The following is a 20,930-nucleotide window of genomic DNA, read 5'->3' on the forward strand; positions in this document are numbered from 1 at the left end:
TCATGGCAACAATCAAGGATGTGGCGGCGCTGGCGGGGATTTCCTACACCACGGTGTCCCATGTACTGAACAAGACGCGGCCGGTCAGTGAAGAAGTGCGGGTCAAGGTCGAGGCGGCGATCAAGCGCCTCGACTATGTACCCAGTGCAGTGGCTCGTTCACTCAAGGCCAAGACCACCGCGACCATCGGCCTGCTGGTGCCCAACAGTCTCAACCCTTACTTCGCCGAACTGGCACGAGGGATCGAGGACTACTGCGAGCGCAACGGTTACTGCGTGATCCTCTGCAACTCCGACGATAACCCGGACAAGCAGCGCAACTATCTGCGGGTGCTTCTGGAAAAGCGCATTGATGGACTGATCGTGACATCCGCTGGTGGCGACAGTGGCCTGGCTCAGGGCCTGGCCGGGGTGCGCACGCCGATGGTGATTGTCGACCGCGGGCTGGAAGGGGTGGACGCCGATCTGGTGCGTATCGACCACCATTACGGTGCCTACCTGGCGACCCGGCACCTTCTGGAGCTAGGTCACCGGGACATCGCCTGCATCGGCGGCCCGGCCAACACCAGTGTGGCGCAAATGCGCCTGGCGGGGTTTCGCCAGGCATTGCAGGAGGCCGGTGTCGAGGTGCCGGCAGGGCGCATCCTGGAAAGTGACTTCAGTAGCACCGGTGGTTATCGCGCTGCGGCGCAGTTGCTTGAGGGGCGCCGGCCAAGCGCAATTTTCGCCGCCAACGACATGATGGGCATCGGTGTGTTGCGGGCTGCGGCGGAGCGCAATATCCGTGTGCCCAGTGAACTCTCGGTGATTGGCTTCGACGACATCCTCATGAGCCGTTATGTCTACCCGGCGCTGACCACGGTGGGTCAGTCGATCCTGCAACTGGGTGAAACCGCGGCAGAGTTGCTGCTGCGCCGTATTGCCTCGCGGGATTTGCCGGTCGACCAGCGCATCGTTACGCCGAATATTGTCTTGCGGGAATCGACTGCGCCGCTCAGCAGCGCATTTGCCGAGTTCCGCTGAATCCAAACGATTGAGTATCGATGTATGCCAGCAAAAGTAGTGGTAGTGGGAAGCCTCAATATGGACCTGGTGACCCGGGCCGAGCGCCTGCCGCGAGGGGGCGAGACGCTGATTGGCAAATCCTTTGCCACGGTATCCGGTGGCAAGGGGGCCAATCAGGCAGTGGCGGCGGCCAGGCTGGGGGCGCAGGTGTCGATGGTCGGCTGTGTCGGCGATGACGCCTATGGCGAGCAATTGCGCAGTGCCTTGCTCGCCGAGCAGATCGATTGCCAGGCGGTGAGCGTGGTGGAGGGTTCCAGCGGCGTCGCTCTGATCGTGGTGGATGACAGTAGCCAGAATGCAATTGTCATCGTCGCCGGTGGCAACGGCCTGCTCAGCCCCGAGAAGGTTGCGGGGTTCGATCGGGTGTTGCAGGAGGCCGACGTGATCATCTGTCAGTTGGAGGTGCCCTTGGCAACGGTGGGGTACACCCTCAAGCGCGGGCGTGAACTGGGCAAGACGGTGATTCTCAATCCGGCGCCGGCCAGTGGCCCGCTGCCGGCGCAGTGGTACGGCTCGATCGACTACCTGATCCCCAATGAAAGCGAGGCGTCCGCGCTCAGTGGCGTGGCGGTGGACTCCCTGGCGAGTGCCGAGACTGCGGCAGGTCGCTTGATCGCCGCTGGAGCCGGTAAGGTCATCATCACCCTGGGGGCGCAAGGTTCGCTGTTTGCCAATGGCCGCAGTTTCGAGCATTTTCCGGTGCCTAAGGTCAAGGCCATCGACACCACGGCAGCGGGGGATACCTTCGTCGGTGGTTTTGCCGCCGCCCTGGCTGCCGGCAAGAGTGAGGCCGAGGCGATTCGCTTTGGTCAGGTCGCCGCAGCGCTGTCGGTGACTCGTGCCGGTGCACAACCTTCCATTCCCACGCTGTCCGACGTTCAGGCCTTTGTCCCTTCATGAAAAAGACACCTTTGCTCAATATTGCCCTGTCACGCTTGATTGCCTCTTTGGGCCACGGTGACATCGTGGTGATTGGTGATGCCGGCCTGCCTGTGCCTCCTGGCGTCGAGTTGATCGATTTGGCCCTGACTCACGGCGTTCCCGATTTTCTCGGCACCCTCAAGGTAGTGCTCAGCGAGATGCAGGTGGAGAGTCATGTGCTGGCCGAGGAGATTCTGCTCAAGCGGCCGCAGCCCTTGTTGGGGCTGGACGTGCTGAACCTCGGTGGCGAACTGGGGACCCGGAGATTGATGAGTCACGAAGATTTCAAGGTGCTCAGTCGTCAGGCTCGTGCGGTGATTCGCACGGGAGAGTGCCAGCCGTATTGCAACATCGCCCTGGTTGCCGGGGTGACCTTCTAGGCCGCTGTCCGGCTTTTCCTTATCTTGCACAAGGAGTGCGCCATGCACCGCTATGCTCTGCTGTTTCAACACTGGTTCCGGAGTCTGCTGCTCTTGTCTCTACTCACTGCTACCGGCGCTCAGGCGGCGGAAAAAATCGATCTGATCATCGACACCGATCCGGGGGCCGACGATGTGGTGGCTCTGTTGTTCGCCCTGGCCTCACCCGAGGAGTTGCATATTCGTGCCTTGACCACGGTGGCGGGCAACGTGCGCCTGGACAAGACCTCGCGGAATGCTCGTCTGGCCCGTGAGTGGGCTGGTCGCGATGAAGTCCCGGTCTACGCCGGGGCGCCAAAACCGCTGCTGCGTACGCCAATCTATGCCGAGAATATCCACGGCAAGGAAGGCATTTCCGGGGTAACTGTGCATGAGCCCAAGGCGCCACTGGCCAAAGGTAATGCGATCAACTATCTGATCGATACGTTGCGGGCGGCCAAGCCCCACAGCATCACCATCGCCATGTTGGGTCCGCAGACCAACCTGGCACTGGCATTGATCCAGGCGCCGGATATTACCCAGGGCATCAAGGAAGTGGTGGTCATGGGGGGGGCGCACTTCAATGGCGGCAATATCACCCCGGTGGCGGAGTTCAACCTGTTCGCCGATCCTCAAGCGGCCGAAGTGGTGCTCAAGAGTGGCGTCAAGCTGACCTACCTGCCACTGGACGTGACCCACAAGGTGCTGACCAGCGAGGCGCGACTGCAGAAGATCGCCGCCTTGAACAACAATGCCAGCAAGGTGGTAGGGGATATCCTCAATGAGTACGTCAAGGGCGACATGGAGCACTACGGTATTCCTGGTGGCCCGGTGCATGACGCGACGGTGATCGCTTATCTGCTAAAGCCTGAGCTGTTCAGCGGACGTCAGGCCAGCATGGTTGTCGACAGTCGTGAAGGGCCGACGTTCGGCCAGACCATCGTTGACTGGTACGACGGTCTGAAGCAGGAAAAGAACGTGTTCTGGGTTGAGAGCGGTGATGCTCAGGGCTTCTTCGACTTGCTCACCGAGCGTCTGGCTCGCCTCAAGTAAGCAGAGCCCCCGCAGGCTCCTGCCTGCGGGGTTCTATTCTCGTTCCGGGTCCTGTGCGCCCGGGTGATCGGCCGGGTACTTCTCGAAAACCTGCTCGATGAACGCTCGGGCGGACTGGGTTCCCAGTTCCTTGACCAGCAGGTCTATGCCAATGATCGCCAACTCTTCCGGGCTCCCTGGGCTATAGGAGCACTGGCCCTGTGGCCATTTGGCTTTGATGTCGGCGTCGATACTCACGGTGGCCATGAAAGTCTCACGAATTCGGATAAGGCGGGCACCAGGGCTGGGCCTGGGCGGGTGTTTGCTGCGTCGCAGAGTTAACCATGTTGCCGGACGTTTGGCACTCCGACTTAGGCATCAAGCGGGGGGCTATGCGACACTGGCGCTTTTCCTGCGCTCAAGGAAGCTTTTGTGCAAATCGATTTGAATCAGCCTGATGCCCTGACTCTGGAGGCGGTGCGCCAGCTTCTGGCGTCGGCCAGTGACAACGTTCATACCCAGTTGCGTGTCACCAAGACCGGGATTGCTTACATCTCTTCGGGAGTTGTGGGAGGTGTCGAGATCGAGGGTTTGTTGTTTCGCCTGGAAACCTGGGCCGCTGGGTCCGGCTATGTCGGAAACGTGGCGGCCAGCGATGAGGTCTGGGTAATGCAGATATTCAATGCGCTGAAGCAGAACTGGCCGAAGCCGGCGTTCGACTACATCGATGTCTATTGATTCTTGTTCATATTCAGTGACGATTGTCCTGTGAATATGTCGCAATGCCTGAGGCAGACTTATCCGCTGTCCGTGGCATAGGGCAAAAGGCCATTTTGTTTTGAAACCAAAAGGCTAATCGGCTGTCGCACGATCTCTGCTTAATTTTGAAAAGGAGGCTTCATGCCTTGGAAGCTCGCTTCATTCGGAACCTTGTTGGCCGCTGTTGTACTCAGTGGATGCAGCGCCACCGGGTCGACAAAGGAACCTGTGGCCTCTGAGTCCGGGCACACTCGTTGTGAAGCAACAGCTGCCGAATTTGCCGTCGGCAAGAAGGCTTCTCCCGAGCTGTTGGAGCAGGCCCGTACTCGCGCAGGAGCGCAATATGCGCGTTTCCTCAAGCCTAATGACATGATTACTCTGGAGTACCGCTCCGACCGCCTGAACCTCAATACCGATGCTGGTCTGGTGGTTACTCGGGTCAACTGTGGTTGAGGCTTAGTTTTTTTTCCCGCCCATAAAAAACCCCGTCACATGGACGGGGTTTTTTTAGCTCGCTGAGAACTTACTCAGGGCGAACTTGTGCAGCTTGCATACCCTTTTGGCCTTTCTCAGCCACGAAGGAAACGGTTTGGCCTTCTTTCAGGCTTTTGAAACCGTCGCTTTCAATAGCTTTGAAGTGTACGAACAGGTCGTCACCGCCACCTTGAGGAGTGATGAAGCCGAAGCCTTTTTCATCGTTGAACCATTTTACGGTGCCGGTTTGGCGATTAGACATGGTGTATCTCCAAGAAACATATATTTTCAGTAGTGCTGTGCTGCTCAGGCCAACTGGGCACACCGAGCTATCATAGTCGAAATGTTCGGCTTGGGAGCCCCCTGTAGGTGCTCTTTGCCCGATGTGTCCGTGTATTTTACCGTTCGAGTTGGCTGCAGGCCCCGGTTTAAGGGGCTTTCACGGAAAACAAACGGTGATAAAAAAACCCGTAAAAGCTGCGTAAATTGTGAAAAAAACCGCGTTTCAGGCCTCCTGACAGGCGTTGGCACAGACTGTTTCGAGCCTTGTCAGGTTATTTGACCACTCGGCAAGCAGCGATGGCGTCCAGAGCTCGGGTTCTCAGCTCAGCACTAGGCTGCTTGGATTTGCTCATCAGCTCCTTGATTTCCTCGGTGGTGAATTTTTCATTCAGCTTGTCTGCACCGCAGGCGCAATGTTTCTCGGCGCTTTTGGCGTCGATGCTTTGGCTGGCTGCTGCAGTGCAGTCCTTCATATAGTCGGCACGAGCTCCGGCAGGCCATGCAGCTTGTGCGCTCAAGGGCAGGAGCAGGGCGAGTGGGGTGGCAAGGGCAAATAATTGGGTAAGGCGCATGAGTCGAGTTCTCCTGAGGTCGATAGCAAGGACGACGATTCTCCGGGTATTTGAGGTTCGGCGTACATCGCAAGTTCACTTTCCTCAATAAAAGACTGGAAAGTATCTTTTGGGAAACTTGCTGCGCGGTGATTGCGATTTATCTGTGCTAGCATGCCCGGCTTGGGTGTTTTCAAGCTTTGGGTGTTTCATTTCTCCCTCGCGGTCTATGCCTCATTAATTTTGATTTGAACCCCAGTCACTCTGGTTCGGTTTATCGGTTGGCCGCAAGGCTCTTGCCACTGTGAGGCAGGCGTTTGTTACAGAACGGCCGGACTGAATCGCGTACTGGCTCATCCCAACCCACGTGACCTTTGGTAGGGGTCACCACTAGGAGAGGAGGCGCCATGCCCACTATTACTCTTCCCGACGGCAGTCAACGTTCATTCGATCATGCGGTTTCCGTAGCTGAGGTCGCTGCATCCATTGGCGCAGGTTTGGCTAAAGCCACCCTGGCCGGCAAGGTCAATGGCAAGCTGGTCGACGCCTGCGATGTGATTGACGGCGACGCAACCCTGCAAATCATCACGCCAAAGGACGAAGAGGGGCTTGAGATCATTCGCCACTCTTGCGCTCACCTGGTAGGGCATGCGGTCAAGCAGCTGTATCCGACCGCCAAGATGGTCATCGGCCCGGTCATCGATGAAGGTTTCTATTACGACATCGCTTATGAGCGTCCCTTCACGCCCGAAGACATGGCCGCTATCGAGCAGCGCATGCAGCAGCTGATCGAGAAAGACTACGACGTTATCAAGAAGGTCACTCCGCGAGCCGAAGTGATTGATGTGTTCAAGTCTCGTGGCGAGGACTACAAGTTGCGCCTGGTGGAGGACATGCCGAATGAACAGGCAATGGGCCTCTACTATCACGAAGAATATGTCGACATGTGCCGCGGTCCGCACGTGCCGAACACGCGTTTCCTGAAGTCGTTCAAACTGACTAAGCTGTCGGGTGCCTACTGGCGCGGCGATGCCAAGAACGAGCAGTTGCAGCGGGTTTACGGTACTGCCTGGGCGGATAAGAAGCAGCTCGCTGCCTATATCCAGCGTATCGAAGAGGCTGAAAAGCGCGACCATCGCAAGATCGGCAAACGTTTGGGGCTGTTCCATACCCAGGAAGAAGCGCCGGGCATGGTGTTCTGGCATCCCAATGGTTGGACCCTGTACCAGGTGCTTGAGCAGTACATGCGCAAAGTGCAGCGTGAAAACGGCTATCTGGAGATCAAGACTCCGCAAGTGGTCGATCGCAGCCTTTGGGAAAAGTCCGGGCATTGGGCCAACTATTCCGAGAACATGTTCACCACCGAATCGGAAAGTCGCGACTACGCGATCAAGCCCATGAACTGCCCGTGCCACGTGCAGGTGTTCAATCAGGGCCTGAAGAGCTACCGCGAGCTGCCGATGCGACTTGCCGAATTCGGTGCTTGCCACCGTAACGAGCCTTCGGGAGCGCTGCACGGCATCATGCGTGTGCGTGGTTTTACTCAGGACGATGCTCACATCTTCTGTACTGAAGATCAGATGCAGGCCGAGTCCGCTGCGTTCATCAAGCTGACTATGGATGTCTATGCCGACTTCGGCTTCAAGGACATCGAGATGAAGCTTTCCACTCGCCCTGAAAAGCGCGTGGGTTCCGATGAGTTGTGGGACCGTGCGGAAAATGCGCTGGCTGCGGCTTTGGATAGTGCCGGGTTGCCGTATGATCTGCAGCCGGGTGAGGGAGCGTTCTATGGTCCGAAGATCGAGTTCTCGTTGAAAGACTGCCTGGGCCGTGTATGGCAGTGTGGTACCTTGCAGTTGGACTTCAACCTGCCGATCCGCCTGGGTGCTGAATACGTATCCGAAGACAACAGCCGTAAGCATCCGGTGATGTTGCACCGGGCGATTCTCGGCTCATTCGAGCGTTTTGTCGGGATTCTGATCGAGCATTACGAGGGTGCGTTCCCTGCGTGGCTGGCTCCGACTCAGGCCGTGGTGATGAATATCACTGATAAACAGGCAGATTTTGCCCTTGAAGTAGAAAAAACACTCAATCAAAGCGGATTTCGTGCCAAGTCCGACTTGAGAAATGAAAAGATCGGCTTTAAAATCCGCGAGCATACTTTGCTCAAGGTTCCCTATCTCTTGGTTATTGGAGATCGGGAGGTCGAGATGCAGACTGTCGCTGTGCGTACCCGTGAAGGTGAAGACCTGGGCTCGATGCCTGTGGACCAATTCTCGGCGTTCCTCGCACAAGCGGTTTCCCGGCGTGGTCGCCAAGATTCGGAGTAATTATTATTAAGCGTGATATGAGACAAGATAAACGAGCTGCACCGAAAGCCCCGATCAACGAGAATATCTCGGCACGCGAGGTTCGGTTAATTGGCGCTGACGGCGAGCAGATTGGCATCGTCTCGATTGATGAAGCGCTTCGTATAGCTGAAGAAGCCAAGCTGGATCTGGTGGAAATTTCCGCCGACGCAGTCCCACCTGTTTGCCGGGTGATGGATTACGGCAAATCGATCTTCGAAAAGAAGAAACAGATTGCTGCTGCGAAGAAGAACCAGAAGCAGATTCAGGTTAAAGAAATCAAGTTTCGTCCAGGGACGGAGGAAGGGGATTACCAGGTAAAACTGCGCAACCTGGTACGTTTCCTGAGTGACGGGGACAGGGCCAAGGTATCCTTGCGATTCCGCGGCCGTGAGATGGCCCACCAGGAGCTGGGGATGGAACTCCTCAAGCGGGTTGAAGCTGACCTGCAAGAGTACGGTTCGGTCGAACAGCATCCTAAGATGGAAGGACGCCAGCTGATCATGGTCATCGCCCCGAAAAAGAAGAAGTAATCAACAGGGCACGGCAGGCCTTCTGATTATGTTTATCAACTGAATGCGGAGTATCCGAACATGCCAAAGATGAAAACCAAAAGTGGTGCTGCTAAGCGGTTTCTGAAAACTGCTAACGGTATCAAGCACAAGCACGCTTTCAAGAGCCACATCCTGACCAAAATGTCGACCAAGCGTAAGCGTCAACTGCGCGGTAGCAGCTTGCTGCATCCGTCTGACGTGGCAAAAGTCGAGCGCATGCTGCGCCTTCGTTAATTTTTGGATCAAGAATAGAGGAAGTAACTCATGGCTCGTGTAAAGCGTGGCGTCATTGCCCGTAAACGTCACAAAAAAATTCTGAAACTTGCTAAAGGCTACTACGGTGCACGCTCGCGCGTATTCCGTGTTGCCAAGCAAGCGGTAATCAAGGCAGGCCAATACGCCTACCGTGACCGTCGTCAGAAAAAGCGTCAGTTCCGCGCTCTGTGGATCGCTCGTATCAACGCTGGTGCTCGTATTAACGGTCTGTCTTACAGCCGTCTGATCGCTGGCCTGAAAAAGGCTTCCATCGAGATCGACCGTAAGGTTCTGGCTGATCTGGCAGTGAACGAAAAAGCGGCGTTTGCTGCGATTGTCGAGAAAGCTAAAGCCACCTTGGCTTAAGTACCCCCGACAGTCATCCGGGCTCACCTTTCGTGGGCTCTGGTGTTAAACGTCATAAATAGGGGAAGAGCCTTCAAGCTCTTCCCCTATTTTGTATCTGGAGTCTGTACATGGAAAACCTGGATGCGCTGGTTTCTCAAGCACTTGAGGCCGTGCAACACGCTGAAGACATCAATGCCCTGGAACAGATCCGGGTTCACTTCCTTGGCAAGAAGGGCGAACTGACTCAGGTGATGAAGACCCTGGGCAACCTGCCTGCCGAAGAGCGTCCGCAAGTCGGAGCGCTGATCAACGTTGCCAAGGAGCGTGTAACAGAGGTTCTCAATGCGCGCAAAGCGGCTTTCGAGGAGGCGGAACTCAGCGCCAAACTCGCTGCCGAGTGCATTGACGTAACTCTGCCGGGCCGTGGCCAGACCTCTGGCGGTCTGCACCCGATTACGCGGACCCTGGAACGTATTGAGCAGTTCTTTACTCACATTGGCTACGGCATCGCCGAAGGCCCTGAGGTCGAAGACGACTATCACAACTTCGAGGCGCTCAACATCCCAGGCCATCACCCGGCCCGGTCGATGCATGACACCTTCTATTTCAATGCGAACATGCTGTTGCGCACCCATACCTCGCCGGTACAGGTCCGCACCATGGAATCGCAGCAGCCGCCGATTCGCATCGTCTGCCCAGGCCGTGTCTATCGTAGCGACTCCGATATCACCCACTCGCCGATGTTCCATCAGGTCGAAGGCCTGCTGGTGGATCGCGACATCAATTTTGCCGACCTGAAAGGCACCATTGAAGAGTTCCTGCGGGTGTTCTTTGAAAAAGAACTGGCCGTGCGTTTCCGTCCTTCGTACTTCCCGTTCACCGAGCCATCCGCTGAAGTTGATATGGAGTGCGTGATGTGCAGCGGTAAAGGTTGCCGCGTCTGCAAACAGACCGGTTGGCTGGAAGTCATGGGTTGCGGCATGGTTCACCCAAATGTGCTGCGTATGTCCGGGATCGATCCGGAAGAGTTCCAGGGCTTTGCCTTCGGCATGGGCGCCGAGCGTTTGGCCATGCTGCGTTACGGTGTCAATGACTTGCGCCTGTTCTTCGACAACGACTTGCGGTTCCTTGCGCAATTTCGCTAGTCGCGCGTCCGTAACGAATCTATTAGGAGAGCAGGATGAAATTCAGTGAACAATGGCTGCGTGGCTGGGTTAGCCCGCAGGTGAGTCGTGACGAGCTGGTTGCTCGTCTGTCGATGGCCGGTCTTGAGGTTGACAGCGTAACGCCAGCCGCCGGTGATTTCAGTGGTGTAGTGGTGGGCGAAGTGCTCGGCACCGAGCAGCACCCAGATGCCGACAAGCTGCGCGTATGCCAGGTCAGCAACGGCGCAGAGACCTTCCAGGTGGTCTGCGGTGCACCTAACGTGCGTCCAGGCTTGAAGATCCCATTCGCGATGATTGGTGCCGAGCTGCCGGGCGATTTCAAGATCAAGAAAGCCAAGCTGCGTGGCGTTGAATCCAACGGCATGCTGTGTTCCCAGGCCGAACTGCAGATTGGCGAAGGCAGTGATGGTCTGATGGAGCTTCCGGCCGATGCTCCAGTGGGGGAGGACGTTCGCGTCTATCTGAACCTGGACGATGCCAGTATTGAGGTCGATCTGACGCCAAACCGTGGTGACTGCCTTTCGCTTGCTGGTCTGGCCCGTGAGGTCGGTGCGCTCTATGCCGCTAAAGTGCAGCGCCCTGAAGTGAAAGTGGTTGCCGCAGTGCACGACGAAGTACGCCCTGTGGAAGTACTGGCTCCGACGGCCTGCCCGCGCTATCTGGGTCGGGTTATTCGCAATGTCGATTTGTCCAAGCCGACCCCTCTGTGGATGGTTGAACGCTTGCGTCGTGCCGACGTGCGCAGTATCGATGCCGCAGTGGATATCACCAACTATGTGATGCTCGAACTGGGCCAGCCGCTGCATGCTTTCGATCTCGCCGAAATCAACGGCGGTATTCGGGTGCGCATGGCTGAAGAGGGCGAGAAGCTGGTACTGCTCGACGGCCAGGAAGTTACCCTGCGTAGCGATACCCTGGTGATTGCAGACCACACCCGTGCTCTGGCAATCGCTGGTGTTATGGGCGGTGAGCACAGTGGTGTTACCGCAAACACTCGCGATGTGTTTTTGGAAAGCGCCTTCTTCGACCAGATTTCGGTGGCTGGCAAAGCCCGTTCCTATGGCCTGCATACCGATGCTTCTCATCGCTATGAGCGTGGTGTGGACTGGCAGTTGGCTCGCGAGGCCATGGAGCGTGCAACTGGCTTGTTGCTTGAGATCACTGGCGGTGAAGCTGGTCCGATCATCGAAGCGGTCAGCGAGCAGCACTTGCCATCTGTTGCACCTGTAACGCTGCGCGCTGAACGCATCACTCAGATGCTGGGCTTGGAAATCGATGGCTCCGAGGTCGAGCGTCTGCTCACCGCGTTGGGCCTGGCAGTCACTGCCAATGGTGCAGGCCAATGGCGCGTTGAAGTGCCAAGCCACCGTTTCGATATCAGCCTTGAAGTCGACTTGATCGAAGAGTTGGCGCGTCTCTACGGCTATAACCGCTTGCCGGTTCGTTATCCGCAGGCTCGTCTGGCTCCTCAGGCCAAGGCGGAAGCACAAGGTGATCTGCCTGCCCTGCGGCGCCTGCTGGTAGCCCGTGGGTATCAGGAAGCAATCACTTATAGCTTCATCGATCCGAAACTGTTTGAGCAGTTCAATCCAGGTGTTGAACCGTTGCTGTTGGCCAACCCGATTTCGGCTGACATGGCGGCCATGCGCTCCTCCTTGTGGCCAGGCCTGGTCAAGGCACTTCAGCACAATCTGAATCGTCAGCAGGATCGCGTCCGCATGTTCGAAAGCGGCTTGCGTTTTGTCGGTCAACTGGAAGGCTTGAAGCAGCAGCCAATGTTGGCTGGCGTCGTTTGCGGCAGTCGCTTGCCTGAAGGTTGGGCGCAAGGTCGCGACGGTGTGGACTTCTTTGACGTCAAGGCGGATGTCGAGGCAGTGCTGGGCCTTGCTGGCGCACTGGATGAATTCACTTTTGCTCCGGGCAAGCATCCTGCGCTGCATCCTGGCCAGACTGCACGTATCGAGCGTGATGGTCGTGAGGTCGGTTACCTGGGGGCTATTCATCCGGAATTGGCAAAAAATCTCGGCTTGGATCGTCCGGTCTACGTGTTTGAGCTGGTTCTGGGTGAGGTGGCTCAAGGTCGTCTTCCGAAGTTCCACGAGCTTTCGCGTTTCCCAGAAGTGCGCCGTGACCTGGCGTTGCTGGCGGATCGTGACGTTGCGGCGAGCGCCGTTCTGGACGTAATTCGTGAAAATGCAGGCGAATGGCTGACAGACCTCAGGCTCTTTGACGTCTATCAGGGTAAAGGCATTGATCCGCATAGAAAAAGCCTTGCCGTCGGCTTGACCTGGCAGCATCCATCGCGCACTCTTAATGACGATGAGGTGAATTCCACGACACAAAACATCCTCACCTCGCTCGAACAAAGGTTGAACGCCACGTTAAGGAAGTGACGTATGGGGGCTCTGACGAAAGCTGAAATGGCCGAACGTCTCTACGAAGAGCTAGGCCTGAATAAACGCGAGGCCAAGGAATTGGTCGAGCTATTCTTTGAAGAAATCAGGCACGCTCTCGAAGACAACGAACAGGTCAAATTGTCCGGTTTCGGTAACTTCGACCTTCGGGATAAACGCCAGCGTCCTGGCCGCAACCCGAAAACGGGTGAAGAAATCCCGATCACGGCTCGCCGTGTGGTCACCTTTCGTCCAGGGCAGAAGTTGAAGGCCCGAGTTGAGGCTTATGCTGGAACCAAGTCATAACGACGAGCTCCCGGTCATTCCGGGTAAACGCTACTTCACCATCGGTGAAGTCAGCGAGCTCTGTGCGGTCAAACCGCATGTGCTGCGTTATTGGGAGCAAGAGTTTCCTCAACTCAACCCCGTCAAACGCCGCGGAAATCGCCGGTATTATCAGCGCCAGGACGTGTTGATGATCCGGCAGATCCGCGCGTTGCTTTATGACCAGGGGTTTACCATCGGCGGAGCGCGTTTGCGCCTTTCCGGCGATGAGGCCAAAGATGACACCACCCAGTACAAGCAACTGATCCGTCAGATGATCTCTGAGCTGGAAGATGTGCTTGTGGTGCTCAAGAAGTAATTCATCGTATTAAATACTTCCACTTTTCAAAAGCTTGCGGTATATTCCTCAACGTTTCCTGAGAAGTGAAACAGGTTTCACGCCTAGTCGGGGCGTAGCGCAGTCCGGTAGCGCACTAGCATGGGGTGCTAGGGGTCGAGTGTTCGAATCACTCCGTCCCGACCATATTTTCTGATGAAAATCAGACACTTAAGCCGATCATCTAGATCGGCTTTTTTGTGTCTGCGCAAAACCCGCGCAAAACTAACCGATAATTTCGCTGATATTTAGGTCTGGAACTGCTTCTGACCAGACAATTTCTGCGTGGTCTTTCTGGTAGTTTTTGGTCATGGCCTCGCTGGCGTGGCCGGCGATCTTCTGACCGTCCTTTCCGGCTTTCTGATACAGGTGCAGCGACAGCGCCCGCACTTCGTGGAAGCCCGGCATTTCCTCCTCTTTCCACCCCTTGTAACAACCCGCCGCCTCCCGAGCCTCTTTGAAGGCCTGCGTCAAATACCGTTCCTCGACCTGCGTCCAGTGGTCCTTCGTTTGCGACTGTTTCTGCTTCTTGCGGTCTGGTCGGCGATGGATCAGGTAAGGCGAGACGATGTCATGCCTCCTGAGGCGAAGATGGATCCTGCTGGGGAGGCATAACCATCTTTCTGGATGGAGTCAGAAGGGGGGCAAATAGGGTACAAAATACTGGTTGTATATACAGTTTTTTGCTGGGATAGTCATTCCACTCCTCGGGTGTATAAGAAGCGAAAACCAGCGTGTCGTTGGTGCATACCTTCCTCGACTCGTGTGAAGGCCTTGAGCTTCGAGTAATCGCCAAGAGCGGCTATATGCGGCATCGGCCGTGATCACTGAAAACTCAAGGAAATCCACACATGCAACCAGTTAAGATCGGTGAAAAATTCTATCAATCGAAAGGCTATATAGAAGCCTATGTCACTGTTGTTGATGCCTCACAAAACACCGCAGGGGTAACTATTCGAACTTGCTCCGTGAATGGCGGAACCCTCTTCACAGGTACGGTAAAGCCCACCAAGCCCAGTGGGTACCTCCAGTATCACGCGTTCTATGTGGGTAAGCTCGAAGCGTGGTCGACTATTCCGTATGAGGTGTTTGTGCCGGCTGGCCAAGGTGTGTACTGGTCGCCAGAAAACGACAGGGCGTCGATTATGATGACCTACGACATGCAGCCCTAAGTAGCCATTTGTGCACGGAACCAAATGAGCTAGTTAGCGGATGCGCTGAATCGAAGAGCCTCGGCATACGCTGAGGCTTTTTCGTTTTTGACTATGCCTGAGCCAACACTGGCCCTTTCTTTGATCATGCCCAAGGAGTCGAGCGCATGGAGTTTCTGTATCGCCTCTTCGAGAGGCTTGATACCTGGTTTACCGCGGGATGGGTTGGTGCGTTCGGCACGTCTTCATGGTCACGTATTGGCAGCGGGTGAAGGTCTGGCTGTGTCGGACATTGAACTGCGAGCACTGCCTGCGCAGTGACAAGGCGCCGGGCGGCATTGAGCGACGGAGGAAGTAGCCCGCGCCACGTTTTCGAATGCGCCAAGTCGTGGTGTGCAATGAGGTTGTTATGAGTATCAAGAAGACGCTGATCCAACTCAATGACATCACGCTCACCTTGTTGGCAGATGATCTGAAGGCTGCGTTCATTGCCAAGTACGGCGATGCTCCCGCAGAGGTGCTGGGTGAGGGCGTGATTCTTCTCCTGCCACTACCCACAGGAGGGCGTGAAGTTTACTTTTGCTCAGCCACTGGAAGGGCACAACACGTGAGCAATGTAACCCGCCTGCGCCACGCGCTACCGATGCGCCAGGACATCAACAAAGCCTTGAATAATTTGGATGGCGCCATTGCCAAGGCAATAGGCGCCGCCAAGACTACCGGTCTCCCTCAGGGGGTTATCGTCGTGGTGCTGCATGGGCAAGCCCACTCGCAAACCGCGATCATGGTGACTTGAATGAGCTTTAGGGGGCTGCGACGTCAGAATCGCTTAAGGTGAATCCGGGCCGTCTAAATGCTATCAACGTGACGCGCTTTCCAGGGCATGCGCTGAAACCAGGACTGCGGAACCGGGTGCACGATGGCCCGCAGCGCCCTGGCGTAATCCATCACCAGGCCTGGGGTCCAGGCCATGGTCAGCGCACGTCGGCGTACCTGCGCCGCAATCCAGAGTTCAGGCATGAACAGGGTCCGCAAACAGCCTCGCCAGCGCTCGCTGCGAAACGCAAGCACGCCGTCGAGGGACGCCTCAAGCGCATAAGCGACTGAGCTTGAACAGTTGCGGTAGGTCAGGTTGTAGCGGTTATCGAGGCTGTAGTTCATCCAGAAATGCTCAAGGGCACCGCTGTTGTAGTAATGGAACACTATCTTACGGTCCGATTCGCACCAATCTGCCGCCTCTTTCTCATAGTCAGGCTGGAAAGTACCCGGCACATCATTGTCCTTGGTCGCTTTGAGTATGCGGAAAAACTCCGAGGGCGAGCGGTCGATATCCGCGGCGGGGTACAGGCTGATATAGATCGAGGGTTGCAACTCCAGGGCTGCGTGCCCGGTGGAAATAACCCCCTGGCTGTCCACTGCGGCGATATAACGATTGATGACCGGTCGCGGCACCGGCGTATTTTCCGCCGTGCCTTCCGGCGTCCAGATATGCACCACCAACGGTTCATGAGTTGGCGGGCTGATAGACACCTGAGCAAGTTGCGGTTTGACTGCCGACTTTTTTGTGACGTTGAGCGCAGGCGCAGTAGGCGTCAGCAACTCAAAGGAGGACGTCCCACGCACCAGTAAGCTGGCGCGCCTGGCCACGCGCAGGGTACTGATAGCGCTGACGATCATCAATGACCCGATGAAAAACGAGACGGTTGACTGGTAACCGACGGGATAGGGCGTGAACAGCAACAGGGCGAAGATCACCTTGGCAGTGCCAGTGACGACTGACAGGCGCCAATGAGGGTACCGGACGACAAACGCGGACGTGATGACCAGCAAACCGAAGATGAAATAGGAGAAGCCGAAAATAATCGCCAGTAACAGGTTGCTGTAGGTCTTGTTGGCCAGAATCAACAGGGACACGAAGAAACACACGCCGCCCTTGAAAAACAGCACGGCCTTTTGCGCACCGATTCCGCTCGAGGCGACACTCAGCGTGACCAGGCTTTCCAGCAACAGCAGGATGCCGAACGCCTTCATCGGGAAATACAACACCCCGTCCATGCCGTCGATCAGCACACCCACGCCAATCAAGCCCCACAGCAAACCGATGCAGCCAATCACTTTGGCTTTGGAGCGGACGAACTCTGCGCCGAATAACATCAATGCGATTTGAATCATGAGATGTTTCCTTGTTGCCAACGTTACCAATCGAGGTCGCGCATCATTACTTGTAGTGACTGATTTGCCAGTTGCCCACGATCACTTCGCCGGTCGAGTCCGCCATCAGGCCTGGGGTGTTGTCGCAGATTACCCGGGTATCCGATCCCTGCGCAGTGATGCGGAACGTCAGCGAGGCGCCGCCCTGCCTGCGCTGTTGAGTCGACCAATGGCGCCGCAGCTTTTCCTGGTCCTTGGGGTGTACGCGTTCAAGCACGTCATTGAAGGTGGACAATACCGGCGCGTCGATGCCCAGTACTTCACGAAGGTTATCGTCCCAGTAAATCTCGCCTGACTCGGGGTGCAATCGGTACATCACCCCTTCACCCGTCTCCCGGCCGGTGTCGAGGTCGTAACGGCGCGCTGACTTGGCCAGCACCCGCAGAAAAATGATCAACAAGGCGGTTGCGCACAAATAGCACTGGGCCAACAGCAGCGGTTCTCCCGGGTTAAGCCCCTGGAGGAAAAACGGCCCTTGGCCGTTGTCGGTGTGATGAATCACCAGCGTTGCCAGGGTCAGCAACGCCAGAGTCGCGCCACGCCCGGCCCAGGTGACCGAAACAACCACGCAGAAGATGATTGGAATGCACGCCAGCGCAAAGTTCATCGCGGAGCCGGCCGAGTCGGTAGCGCCGGACTTCAACCAGGGAGAATTGACGCCGAAGATAAACCAGGTACTTAGGCACATCAGGACAAACGCGGTCACTCCCGTGAGTCTGGCCAGCCACCCGCTGCGACATACATTCAGATCATCATGGAGCAGGCTCATGATCGCAATCGTGGTGAAGATCACCCCGGTAATGTTGGCGATCCAGGTCACCCACAACAGATGTTGCAGTGGCATATCGCGTGTGAACGACACCCAGGTTTCGGTCAATGCCGCTTCCACCGCGCACAGAACCACGGTGGCGACGATCCAAAGCACAATGGCATGCAAATAGTCGTTGCGCCGGGCAAAACGGCGCACCAGCCAGGCAATGCAAATGGCTGTAATCAAGGCCAGGCAGGAATGCACCAGCGTGGAGGCCCAATCGTGCCGCCACTGGAAGTCCAGAAAAATTCGCGTGGTCAGCAGTACCGCAAACAGCAGTGGCCAACGGGAGCGTTGCGAGATGAGGAACGCCGAGACGGCCACGCCCGCCGGGAACCACACCACGGCCACCTGGGTGGCAGGGTCATCGAACTCGAGTGAAATGATGCCCGTCACGTAATAGGCCAGCGCCCACATTAGTAAGCTGGCGGTCTGTAGTAGAGCCCTCGGTAGTATCACTGGGGTTTTTCCGATTCAAAAATGTGGATGTGGATTACGTCATGGCTTATTGCCTGGCAACGGCACCATGACGCTGAGGGTTCAAGCCTGAGGTGGCGTGGGTGTGTGCTGTGTGTGCATGACGGCAAACAGAGTGAACAGAACGCACAAAGCGGCGGTGAGCAGGGGCAAACCGTGCAGACCCAACTGCATGGAGACCCCAGCTAATACCGGGCCCAACAGCGCGCCGATACCCCATGCAACCGACAGTGCGCTGTATACCCCGACCAGTTCGGTGCCGCTGAAACGCTCACCGACCTGAGTCACCACCACCGTATAAATCCCGACAAATACACCGCCCCAGACAAACAACAACCCATACGAAAGCCAGCGCTCAGTGAGTGCCAAGGGCCAGATCAGCGCGCCAACCGCTGAAAGTGCCGACAACACAATGATCAGGCGACGGCGGTCCATGCGGTCGGCGAGCCAGCCAATCGGCAACTGTAGAGCGATTGCGCCAAACAGCAGCATCGACAGCAACCAGGTGGCCTGCTGCACCGGCCAGCCCACGTTGATGGCGTAAATCACCAGCATGTTCATTCCGGCGCTTTCCAGTGCACCGTTCAGTGCGGCCGCCACCAGCGCAAGCGTTGCGATATGCAGATACAGTGAGAGCGGGCGGCCCTTTTCGTGCGCAATCGGGCGGCCATCGGCTTTGATCCCGAGCAGCGAGAGGCCGGCGAGAATTGTAATCAAACTGCCGACAAAGAATGCTGCCGACGACGCATTGCCCAACCAGGACAGAATGAACGGTCCCAGGGCAAATCCCAAAGACAGGCTGGCCACATACATCGCCATCGTTTTTGCCCGGGCCTGCTCGACCGTCGTGTGGTTCAGCCAGGTTTCTGACACCACCATAATGATTTCGCTGAACAGCCCGAGGCCCAGGCGCAGTACAAACCAGGTTTCGATGGGTACGAAGGGGAATGCAGCCAACAACACCACCAGCGCGCCCAGCGAAATGGCCAACAACTGTCTGGGACTGAAACGGCGACACAGCATCGGTAGAAATGGCGCGATGGCAAACACACCTACCGCATGCATGGCGGCATTGATGCCAACGTAAACTTCGCTGAAGCCTGCGGTCGTCAACTTGATCGCAATCAAGGGCGCACTCAAACCGTAGCTCAATCCAAAAATCATCACCGTCAAGGTGATGATCAGCTTGTTACGGTTATCAATCACTGCGTTCATCGGCGTCTTCGTTGTATTGATTGGCAGGCGTCTGTCACGTACCCGTACTCAAGGGTTGCGGCGTTGATACCGCCATCGCTCTCTGGATTTCCTTATTTTACGCTCGGTAAGTGTGCGAAACGAATTTCCCTATGTTTTTAATAGCTTCCAACATGCGCTGCACCTCATTTAATTTGACTCTTACCAACACCGGCATCCCGCCACTATTTCAAGTTTCAGGTGATCAGTGGACAGACCTAGCCCTCCAGTATCTCTGCTTGAGTTGTCCGAACTCTCTGACTACGACATCCGCCTGACACCAGCGCCCGAGGTATGGGAATTGCTCCAGGCCGAGATCCTTGCCGATAGCGGAAGCATCCACAACCAGGCGGGCAGGTTCGGATAATCCGCACCTCTTGCGACCAGTAAGGAATCAACATGAGTGCCAAGCAGCCCGACTGGGAGGTGATCGAACGAGCCTCCCGGACAGGGCTCCAGTCATGTCTGAGATCGTCTTGATTCACGTATGCGACACTGTGCTATCTCACTAGGGAATGGAATGTTTACAAATGGTCCAATTGTTAGCGGTGTCCGGAAGCATTCGCGCAGCATCTTCTAACTCCGCACTGCTACGTGCGGCTGAGGTGCTGAGCCCTGAGGGGGTGTCGATCAAGCAGTATCTGGCGGTCGGTCAATTACCGCACTTCGATCCGGACCTGGCTGATGATCCGCCGCAGGTCGTCGCAGAGTTACGGGCTTTGGTGGGTAAGGTAGATGGCATCCTTATTTCGTGCCCTGAGTATGCTCGTGGAATACCTGGTTCTTTCAAGAACGCCTTGGATTGGCTTGTGGCCAGCCATGAGTTTCCTGGTAAGCCGGTTGCACTGTTTAACGCTTCACCTCGTGCGAGTCATGCCCAAGCGGCGCTTCGGTTGGTGCTGAACACCATGTCCGCAATAGTTGTCGAGCCTGCGTCGATAACGGTGAATCTGCTCGCTAAAGGAATGGATGAGGCGGACATCGCAGAGAGCCCAGAGATCAGTAAGCAGATCGTCTCGGCATTGGTTGCATTCAAGAGCCACATTGAGGTCATGCAGGAATCGCGAAGGTGAGCGAATGAACAGGCCTGTGCCTCCCTTCTCACTGCTTGAGCTAACCGATCTGTCCGACTTCGGTATTCCAATCGACTCAACCGGGCGTTCACTGTCAATGCCCCTCATAAGGCTTGGGTGACCGATATCACGTACATCCAGACGTGGCAGGGCTGGTTATATCTGGCCGTCGTACTGGATCTGTATGCTTGCAAAGTGGTCGGCTGGTCAATGAAGCCAACGCTGGGCAAGGAGCTGGCATTGGAGGCATTACTCATGGCGGTATGGCGCCGTAAACCCAAAACCAGAGTCATCGTGCATTCGGATCAGGGTAACCAATATGGCAGTGATGATTGGAAACGTTTTTGTTTGGCCAACCAACTAGAGCCGAGTATGAGCCGCCGAGGAAACTGCAGGGACAATGCCGTGGCGGAGTCTTTTTCAGCAGCCTGAAAAAAGAACGCATTCGCAAGAGGATCTACAAAACCCGTGACATGGCCCGTGCCGATGTATTCGATTACATTGAAGCGTTTTACAACCGAACGCGTCTTCACGGTTATCTGGGCGGCGTCAGTCCTGAGGCCTTCGAAAGTGCCTCACTTTGAGGCTGGAAAATGTCTATGCCCCAATTGATCTGCTTGCCCATATGGGAACACTGGGTACGGTGCAGGCCGTGCATCGCTACCTTGTTCAGAATCATCAGGCGCTTATTGCTGTTCTTCTGCTGGCATGAGTGTGTGGGTGGTGAAGGTCGGTGGAATTCTCCTGAGCGTACTGCTGTTTCTGGTA

At 56.3% G+C, this 20,930-nt stretch carries 23 protein-coding genes, 1 tRNA gene and 3 pseudogenes; 20 read left to right on the top strand and 7 right to left on the bottom strand.

Annotated elements, in window-relative coordinates:
- Positions 1-2: 2 nt before the first annotated feature.
- The 4 genes from FW796_RS29815 to FW796_RS29830 are packed head-to-tail and all read left to right on the top strand — an operon-like array spanning position 3 to position 3,436.
- On the top strand, positions 3-1,022 hold the full coding sequence (locus FW796_RS29815; RefSeq protein ID WP_404938932.1) for a LacI family DNA-binding transcriptional regulator: 1,020 nt from the start codon (positions 3-5) through the stop codon (positions 1,020-1,022).
- A 24-nt stretch (positions 1,023-1,046) separates the two neighbouring features.
- Positions 1,047-1,964 carry a ribokinase gene (rbsK, locus tag FW796_RS29820; protein WP_446440541.1) on the top strand — a complete coding sequence of 306 codons (918 nt, stop codon included), beginning with the start codon at positions 1,047-1,049 and terminating at the stop codon, positions 1,962-1,964.
- Positions 1,961-2,365, top strand: a complete 405-nt coding sequence (rbsD, locus tag FW796_RS29825; RefSeq protein WP_346631677.1) for a D-ribose pyranase — start codon at positions 1,961-1,963, stop codon at positions 2,363-2,365. The genes rbsK and rbsD overlap by 4 nt, the downstream gene beginning before the upstream one ends.
- Before the next feature lie 42 nt (positions 2,366-2,407).
- Positions 2,408-3,436, top strand: coding sequence for a nucleoside hydrolase (locus FW796_RS29830; RefSeq protein ID WP_446440542.1), 1,029 nt, complete (start codon positions 2,408-2,410; stop codon positions 3,434-3,436).
- A gap of 33 nt (positions 3,437-3,469) precedes the next feature.
- On the opposite strand, the gene FW796_RS29835 is transcribed toward FW796_RS29830, so the two are convergent.
- On the bottom strand, positions 3,470-3,682 hold the full coding sequence (locus FW796_RS29835) for a hypothetical protein (protein ID WP_123725702.1): 213 nt from the start codon (positions 3,680-3,682) through the stop codon (positions 3,470-3,472).
- Between the two features lie 165 nt (positions 3,683-3,847).
- Here FW796_RS29835 and FW796_RS29840 point away from each other — a divergent pair, with 165 nt between their 5' ends.
- The gene (locus FW796_RS29840; RefSeq protein WP_346631675.1) at positions 3,848-4,153 is read left to right on the top strand and encodes a hypothetical protein; all 306 of its coding nucleotides are present in this window, start codon (positions 3,848-3,850) and stop codon (positions 4,151-4,153) included.
- Positions 4,154-4,315: 162 nt separating this feature from the next.
- Entirely contained in the window at positions 4,316-4,627 is a 312-nt protein-coding gene (locus FW796_RS29845) for an I78 family peptidase inhibitor (RefSeq protein ID WP_221808749.1), read from the top strand.
- A gap of 70 nt (positions 4,628-4,697) precedes the next feature.
- Here FW796_RS29845 and FW796_RS29850 read toward each other — a convergent pair whose 3' ends face one another.
- Both FW796_RS29850 and FW796_RS29855 read right to left on the bottom strand, forming a co-directional pair.
- Positions 4,698-4,910, bottom strand: coding sequence for a cold-shock protein (locus tag FW796_RS29850; RefSeq protein WP_003179963.1), 213 nt, complete (start codon positions 4,908-4,910; stop codon positions 4,698-4,700).
- Positions 4,911-5,202: 292 nt separating this feature from the next.
- Entirely contained in the window at positions 5,203-5,502 is a 300-nt protein-coding gene (locus FW796_RS29855) for a hypothetical protein (RefSeq protein WP_346631674.1), read from the bottom strand.
- Between the two features lie 386 nt (positions 5,503-5,888).
- On the opposite strand from FW796_RS29855, the gene thrS reads away from it, so the two are divergent.
- From thrS to FW796_RS29900, 9 genes are all read left to right on the top strand, one after another.
- Positions 5,889-7,811 carry a threonine--tRNA ligase gene (gene thrS / locus FW796_RS29860; protein WP_346631673.1) on the top strand — a complete coding sequence of 641 codons (1,923 nt, stop codon included), beginning with the start codon at positions 5,889-5,891 and terminating at the stop codon, positions 7,809-7,811.
- The gene (gene infC / locus FW796_RS29865) at positions 7,811-8,362 is read left to right on the top strand and encodes a translation initiation factor IF-3 (RefSeq protein WP_169893379.1); all 552 of its coding nucleotides are present in this window, start codon (positions 7,811-7,813) and stop codon (positions 8,360-8,362) included. The genes thrS and infC overlap by 1 nt, the downstream gene beginning before the upstream one ends.
- A gap of 60 nt (positions 8,363-8,422) precedes the next feature.
- Positions 8,423-8,617, top strand: a complete 195-nt coding sequence (gene rpmI, locus FW796_RS29870) for a 50S ribosomal protein L35 (protein ID WP_002553160.1) — start codon at positions 8,423-8,425, stop codon at positions 8,615-8,617.
- Between the two features lie 30 nt (positions 8,618-8,647).
- Complete coding sequence (rplT, locus tag FW796_RS29875) at positions 8,648-9,004, top strand: 50S ribosomal protein L20 (protein ID WP_081818697.1); 357 nt, start codon at positions 8,648-8,650, stop codon at positions 9,002-9,004.
- A gap of 110 nt (positions 9,005-9,114) precedes the next feature.
- Entirely contained in the window at positions 9,115-10,131 is a 1,017-nt protein-coding gene (pheS, locus tag FW796_RS29880; RefSeq protein ID WP_011060419.1) for a phenylalanine--tRNA ligase subunit alpha, read from the top strand.
- A 35-nt stretch (positions 10,132-10,166) separates the two neighbouring features.
- A complete protein-coding gene (pheT, locus tag FW796_RS29885) occupies positions 10,167-12,545 on the top strand; it encodes a phenylalanine--tRNA ligase subunit beta (protein WP_446440543.1) in 2,379 nt (792 codons plus the stop codon).
- Positions 12,546-12,548: 3 nt separating this feature from the next.
- On the top strand, positions 12,549-12,851 hold the full coding sequence (ihfA, locus tag FW796_RS29890) for an integration host factor subunit alpha (RefSeq protein ID WP_002553164.1): 303 nt from the start codon (positions 12,549-12,551) through the stop codon (positions 12,849-12,851).
- Positions 12,832-13,188 carry a MerR family transcriptional regulator gene (locus FW796_RS29895; RefSeq protein ID WP_007920509.1) on the top strand — a complete coding sequence of 119 codons (357 nt, stop codon included), beginning with the start codon at positions 12,832-12,834 and terminating at the stop codon, positions 13,186-13,188. Before ihfA ends, FW796_RS29895 begins: the two co-directional genes overlap by 20 nt.
- 88 nt (positions 13,189-13,276) lie before the next feature.
- A tRNA-Pro gene (locus tag FW796_RS29900) sits at positions 13,277-13,353 on the top strand.
- A gap of 78 nt (positions 13,354-13,431) precedes the next feature.
- On the opposite strand, the pseudogene FW796_RS29905 reads toward FW796_RS29900, so the two are convergent.
- Positions 13,432-13,785, bottom strand: a pseudogene (locus FW796_RS29905) (integrase); the annotation flags it as partial.
- A gap of 272 nt (positions 13,786-14,057) precedes the next feature.
- Between FW796_RS29905 and FW796_RS29910 the strand changes: the two are divergent.
- Together FW796_RS29910 and FW796_RS29915 are read left to right on the top strand one after the other, a co-directional pair.
- A complete protein-coding gene (locus FW796_RS29910; RefSeq protein WP_346631671.1) occupies positions 14,058-14,378 on the top strand; it encodes a hypothetical protein in 321 nt (106 codons plus the stop codon).
- 586 nt (positions 14,379-14,964) lie between these two features.
- Complete coding sequence (locus tag FW796_RS29915) at positions 14,965-15,153, top strand: hypothetical protein (RefSeq protein ID WP_404939066.1); 189 nt, start codon at positions 14,965-14,967, stop codon at positions 15,151-15,153.
- Positions 15,154-15,206: 53 nt separating this feature from the next.
- Here the strand turns inward: FW796_RS29915 and FW796_RS29920 are convergent, their stop codons facing one another.
- From FW796_RS29920 to FW796_RS29930, 3 genes are all read right to left on the bottom strand, one after another.
- Positions 15,207-16,529, bottom strand: a complete 1,323-nt coding sequence (locus FW796_RS29920) for a hypothetical protein (RefSeq protein ID WP_346631670.1) — start codon at positions 16,527-16,529, stop codon at positions 15,207-15,209.
- 46 nt (positions 16,530-16,575) lie between these two features.
- Positions 16,576-17,796, bottom strand: a complete 1,221-nt coding sequence (locus FW796_RS29925) for an MASE1 domain-containing protein (protein ID WP_346631669.1) — start codon at positions 17,794-17,796, stop codon at positions 16,576-16,578.
- 123 nt (positions 17,797-17,919) lie between these two features.
- Positions 17,920-19,098, bottom strand: a complete 1,179-nt coding sequence (locus FW796_RS29930; protein ID WP_446440584.1) for an MFS transporter — start codon at positions 19,096-19,098, stop codon at positions 17,920-17,922.
- A gap of 199 nt (positions 19,099-19,297) precedes the next feature.
- On the opposite strand from FW796_RS29930, the pseudogene FW796_RS29935 reads away from it, so the two are divergent.
- The 3 genes and pseudogenes from FW796_RS29935 to FW796_RS29945 form a co-directional block, all read left to right on the top strand.
- Positions 19,298-19,438: pseudogene (locus tag FW796_RS29935) on the top strand (putative metallopeptidase); the annotation flags it as partial.
- A 181-nt stretch (positions 19,439-19,619) separates the two neighbouring features.
- On the top strand, positions 19,620-20,162 hold the full coding sequence (locus FW796_RS29940; protein WP_346631668.1) for an NADPH-dependent FMN reductase: 543 nt from the start codon (positions 19,620-19,622) through the stop codon (positions 20,160-20,162).
- Between the two features lie 69 nt (positions 20,163-20,231).
- Positions 20,232-20,746, top strand: a pseudogene (locus FW796_RS29945) (IS3 family transposase); the annotation flags it as partial.
- Between the last annotated feature and the right edge of the window lie 184 nt (positions 20,747-20,930).

Source organism: Pseudomonas sp. 910_21 (genome assembly GCF_052850735.1).

Bases quoted from the DNA above. Each gene is read 5' to 3' on its own strand.
- FW796_RS29815 (WP_404938932.1), top strand. From the start codon at position 3: ATGGCAACAATCAAGGATGTGGCGGCGCTGGCGGGGATTTCCTACACC.
- rbsK (WP_446440541.1), top strand. From the start codon at position 1,047: ATGCCAGCAAAAGTAGTGGTAGTGGGAAGCCTCAATATGGACCTGGTG.
- rbsD (WP_346631677.1), top strand. From the start codon at position 1,961: ATGAAAAAGACACCTTTGCTCAATATTGCCCTGTCACGCTTGATTGCC.
- FW796_RS29830 (WP_446440542.1), top strand. From the start codon at position 2,408: ATGCACCGCTATGCTCTGCTGTTTCAACACTGGTTCCGGAGTCTGCTG.
- FW796_RS29835 (WP_123725702.1), bottom strand. From the start codon at position 3,682: ATGGCCACCGTGAGTATCGACGCCGACATCAAAGCCAAATGGCCACAG.
- FW796_RS29845 (WP_221808749.1), top strand. From the start codon at position 4,316: ATGCCTTGGAAGCTCGCTTCATTCGGAACCTTGTTGGCCGCTGTTGTA.
- FW796_RS29850 (WP_003179963.1), bottom strand. From the start codon at position 4,910: ATGTCTAATCGCCAAACCGGCACCGTAAAATGGTTCAACGATGAAAAA.
- FW796_RS29855 (WP_346631674.1), bottom strand. From the start codon at position 5,502: ATGCGCCTTACCCAATTATTTGCCCTTGCCACCCCACTCGCCCTGCTC.
- thrS (WP_346631673.1), top strand. From the start codon at position 5,889: ATGCCCACTATTACTCTTCCCGACGGCAGTCAACGTTCATTCGATCAT.
- rpmI (WP_002553160.1), top strand. From the start codon at position 8,423: ATGCCAAAGATGAAAACCAAAAGTGGTGCTGCTAAGCGGTTTCTGAAA.
- rplT (WP_081818697.1), top strand. From the start codon at position 8,648: ATGGCTCGTGTAAAGCGTGGCGTCATTGCCCGTAAACGTCACAAAAAA.
- pheS (WP_011060419.1), top strand. From the start codon at position 9,115: ATGGAAAACCTGGATGCGCTGGTTTCTCAAGCACTTGAGGCCGTGCAA.
- pheT (WP_446440543.1), top strand. From the start codon at position 10,167: ATGAAATTCAGTGAACAATGGCTGCGTGGCTGGGTTAGCCCGCAGGTG.
- ihfA (WP_002553164.1), top strand. From the start codon at position 12,549: ATGGGGGCTCTGACGAAAGCTGAAATGGCCGAACGTCTCTACGAAGAG.
- FW796_RS29895 (WP_007920509.1), top strand. From the start codon at position 12,832: ATGCTGGAACCAAGTCATAACGACGAGCTCCCGGTCATTCCGGGTAAA.
- FW796_RS29910 (WP_346631671.1), top strand. From the start codon at position 14,058: ATGCAACCAGTTAAGATCGGTGAAAAATTCTATCAATCGAAAGGCTAT.
- FW796_RS29920 (WP_346631670.1), bottom strand. From the start codon at position 16,529: ATGATTCAAATCGCATTGATGTTATTCGGCGCAGAGTTCGTCCGCTCC.
- FW796_RS29925 (WP_346631669.1), bottom strand. From the start codon at position 17,796: ATGTGGGCGCTGGCCTATTACGTGACGGGCATCATTTCACTCGAGTTC.
- FW796_RS29940 (WP_346631668.1), top strand. From the start codon at position 19,620: ATGGTCCAATTGTTAGCGGTGTCCGGAAGCATTCGCGCAGCATCTTCT.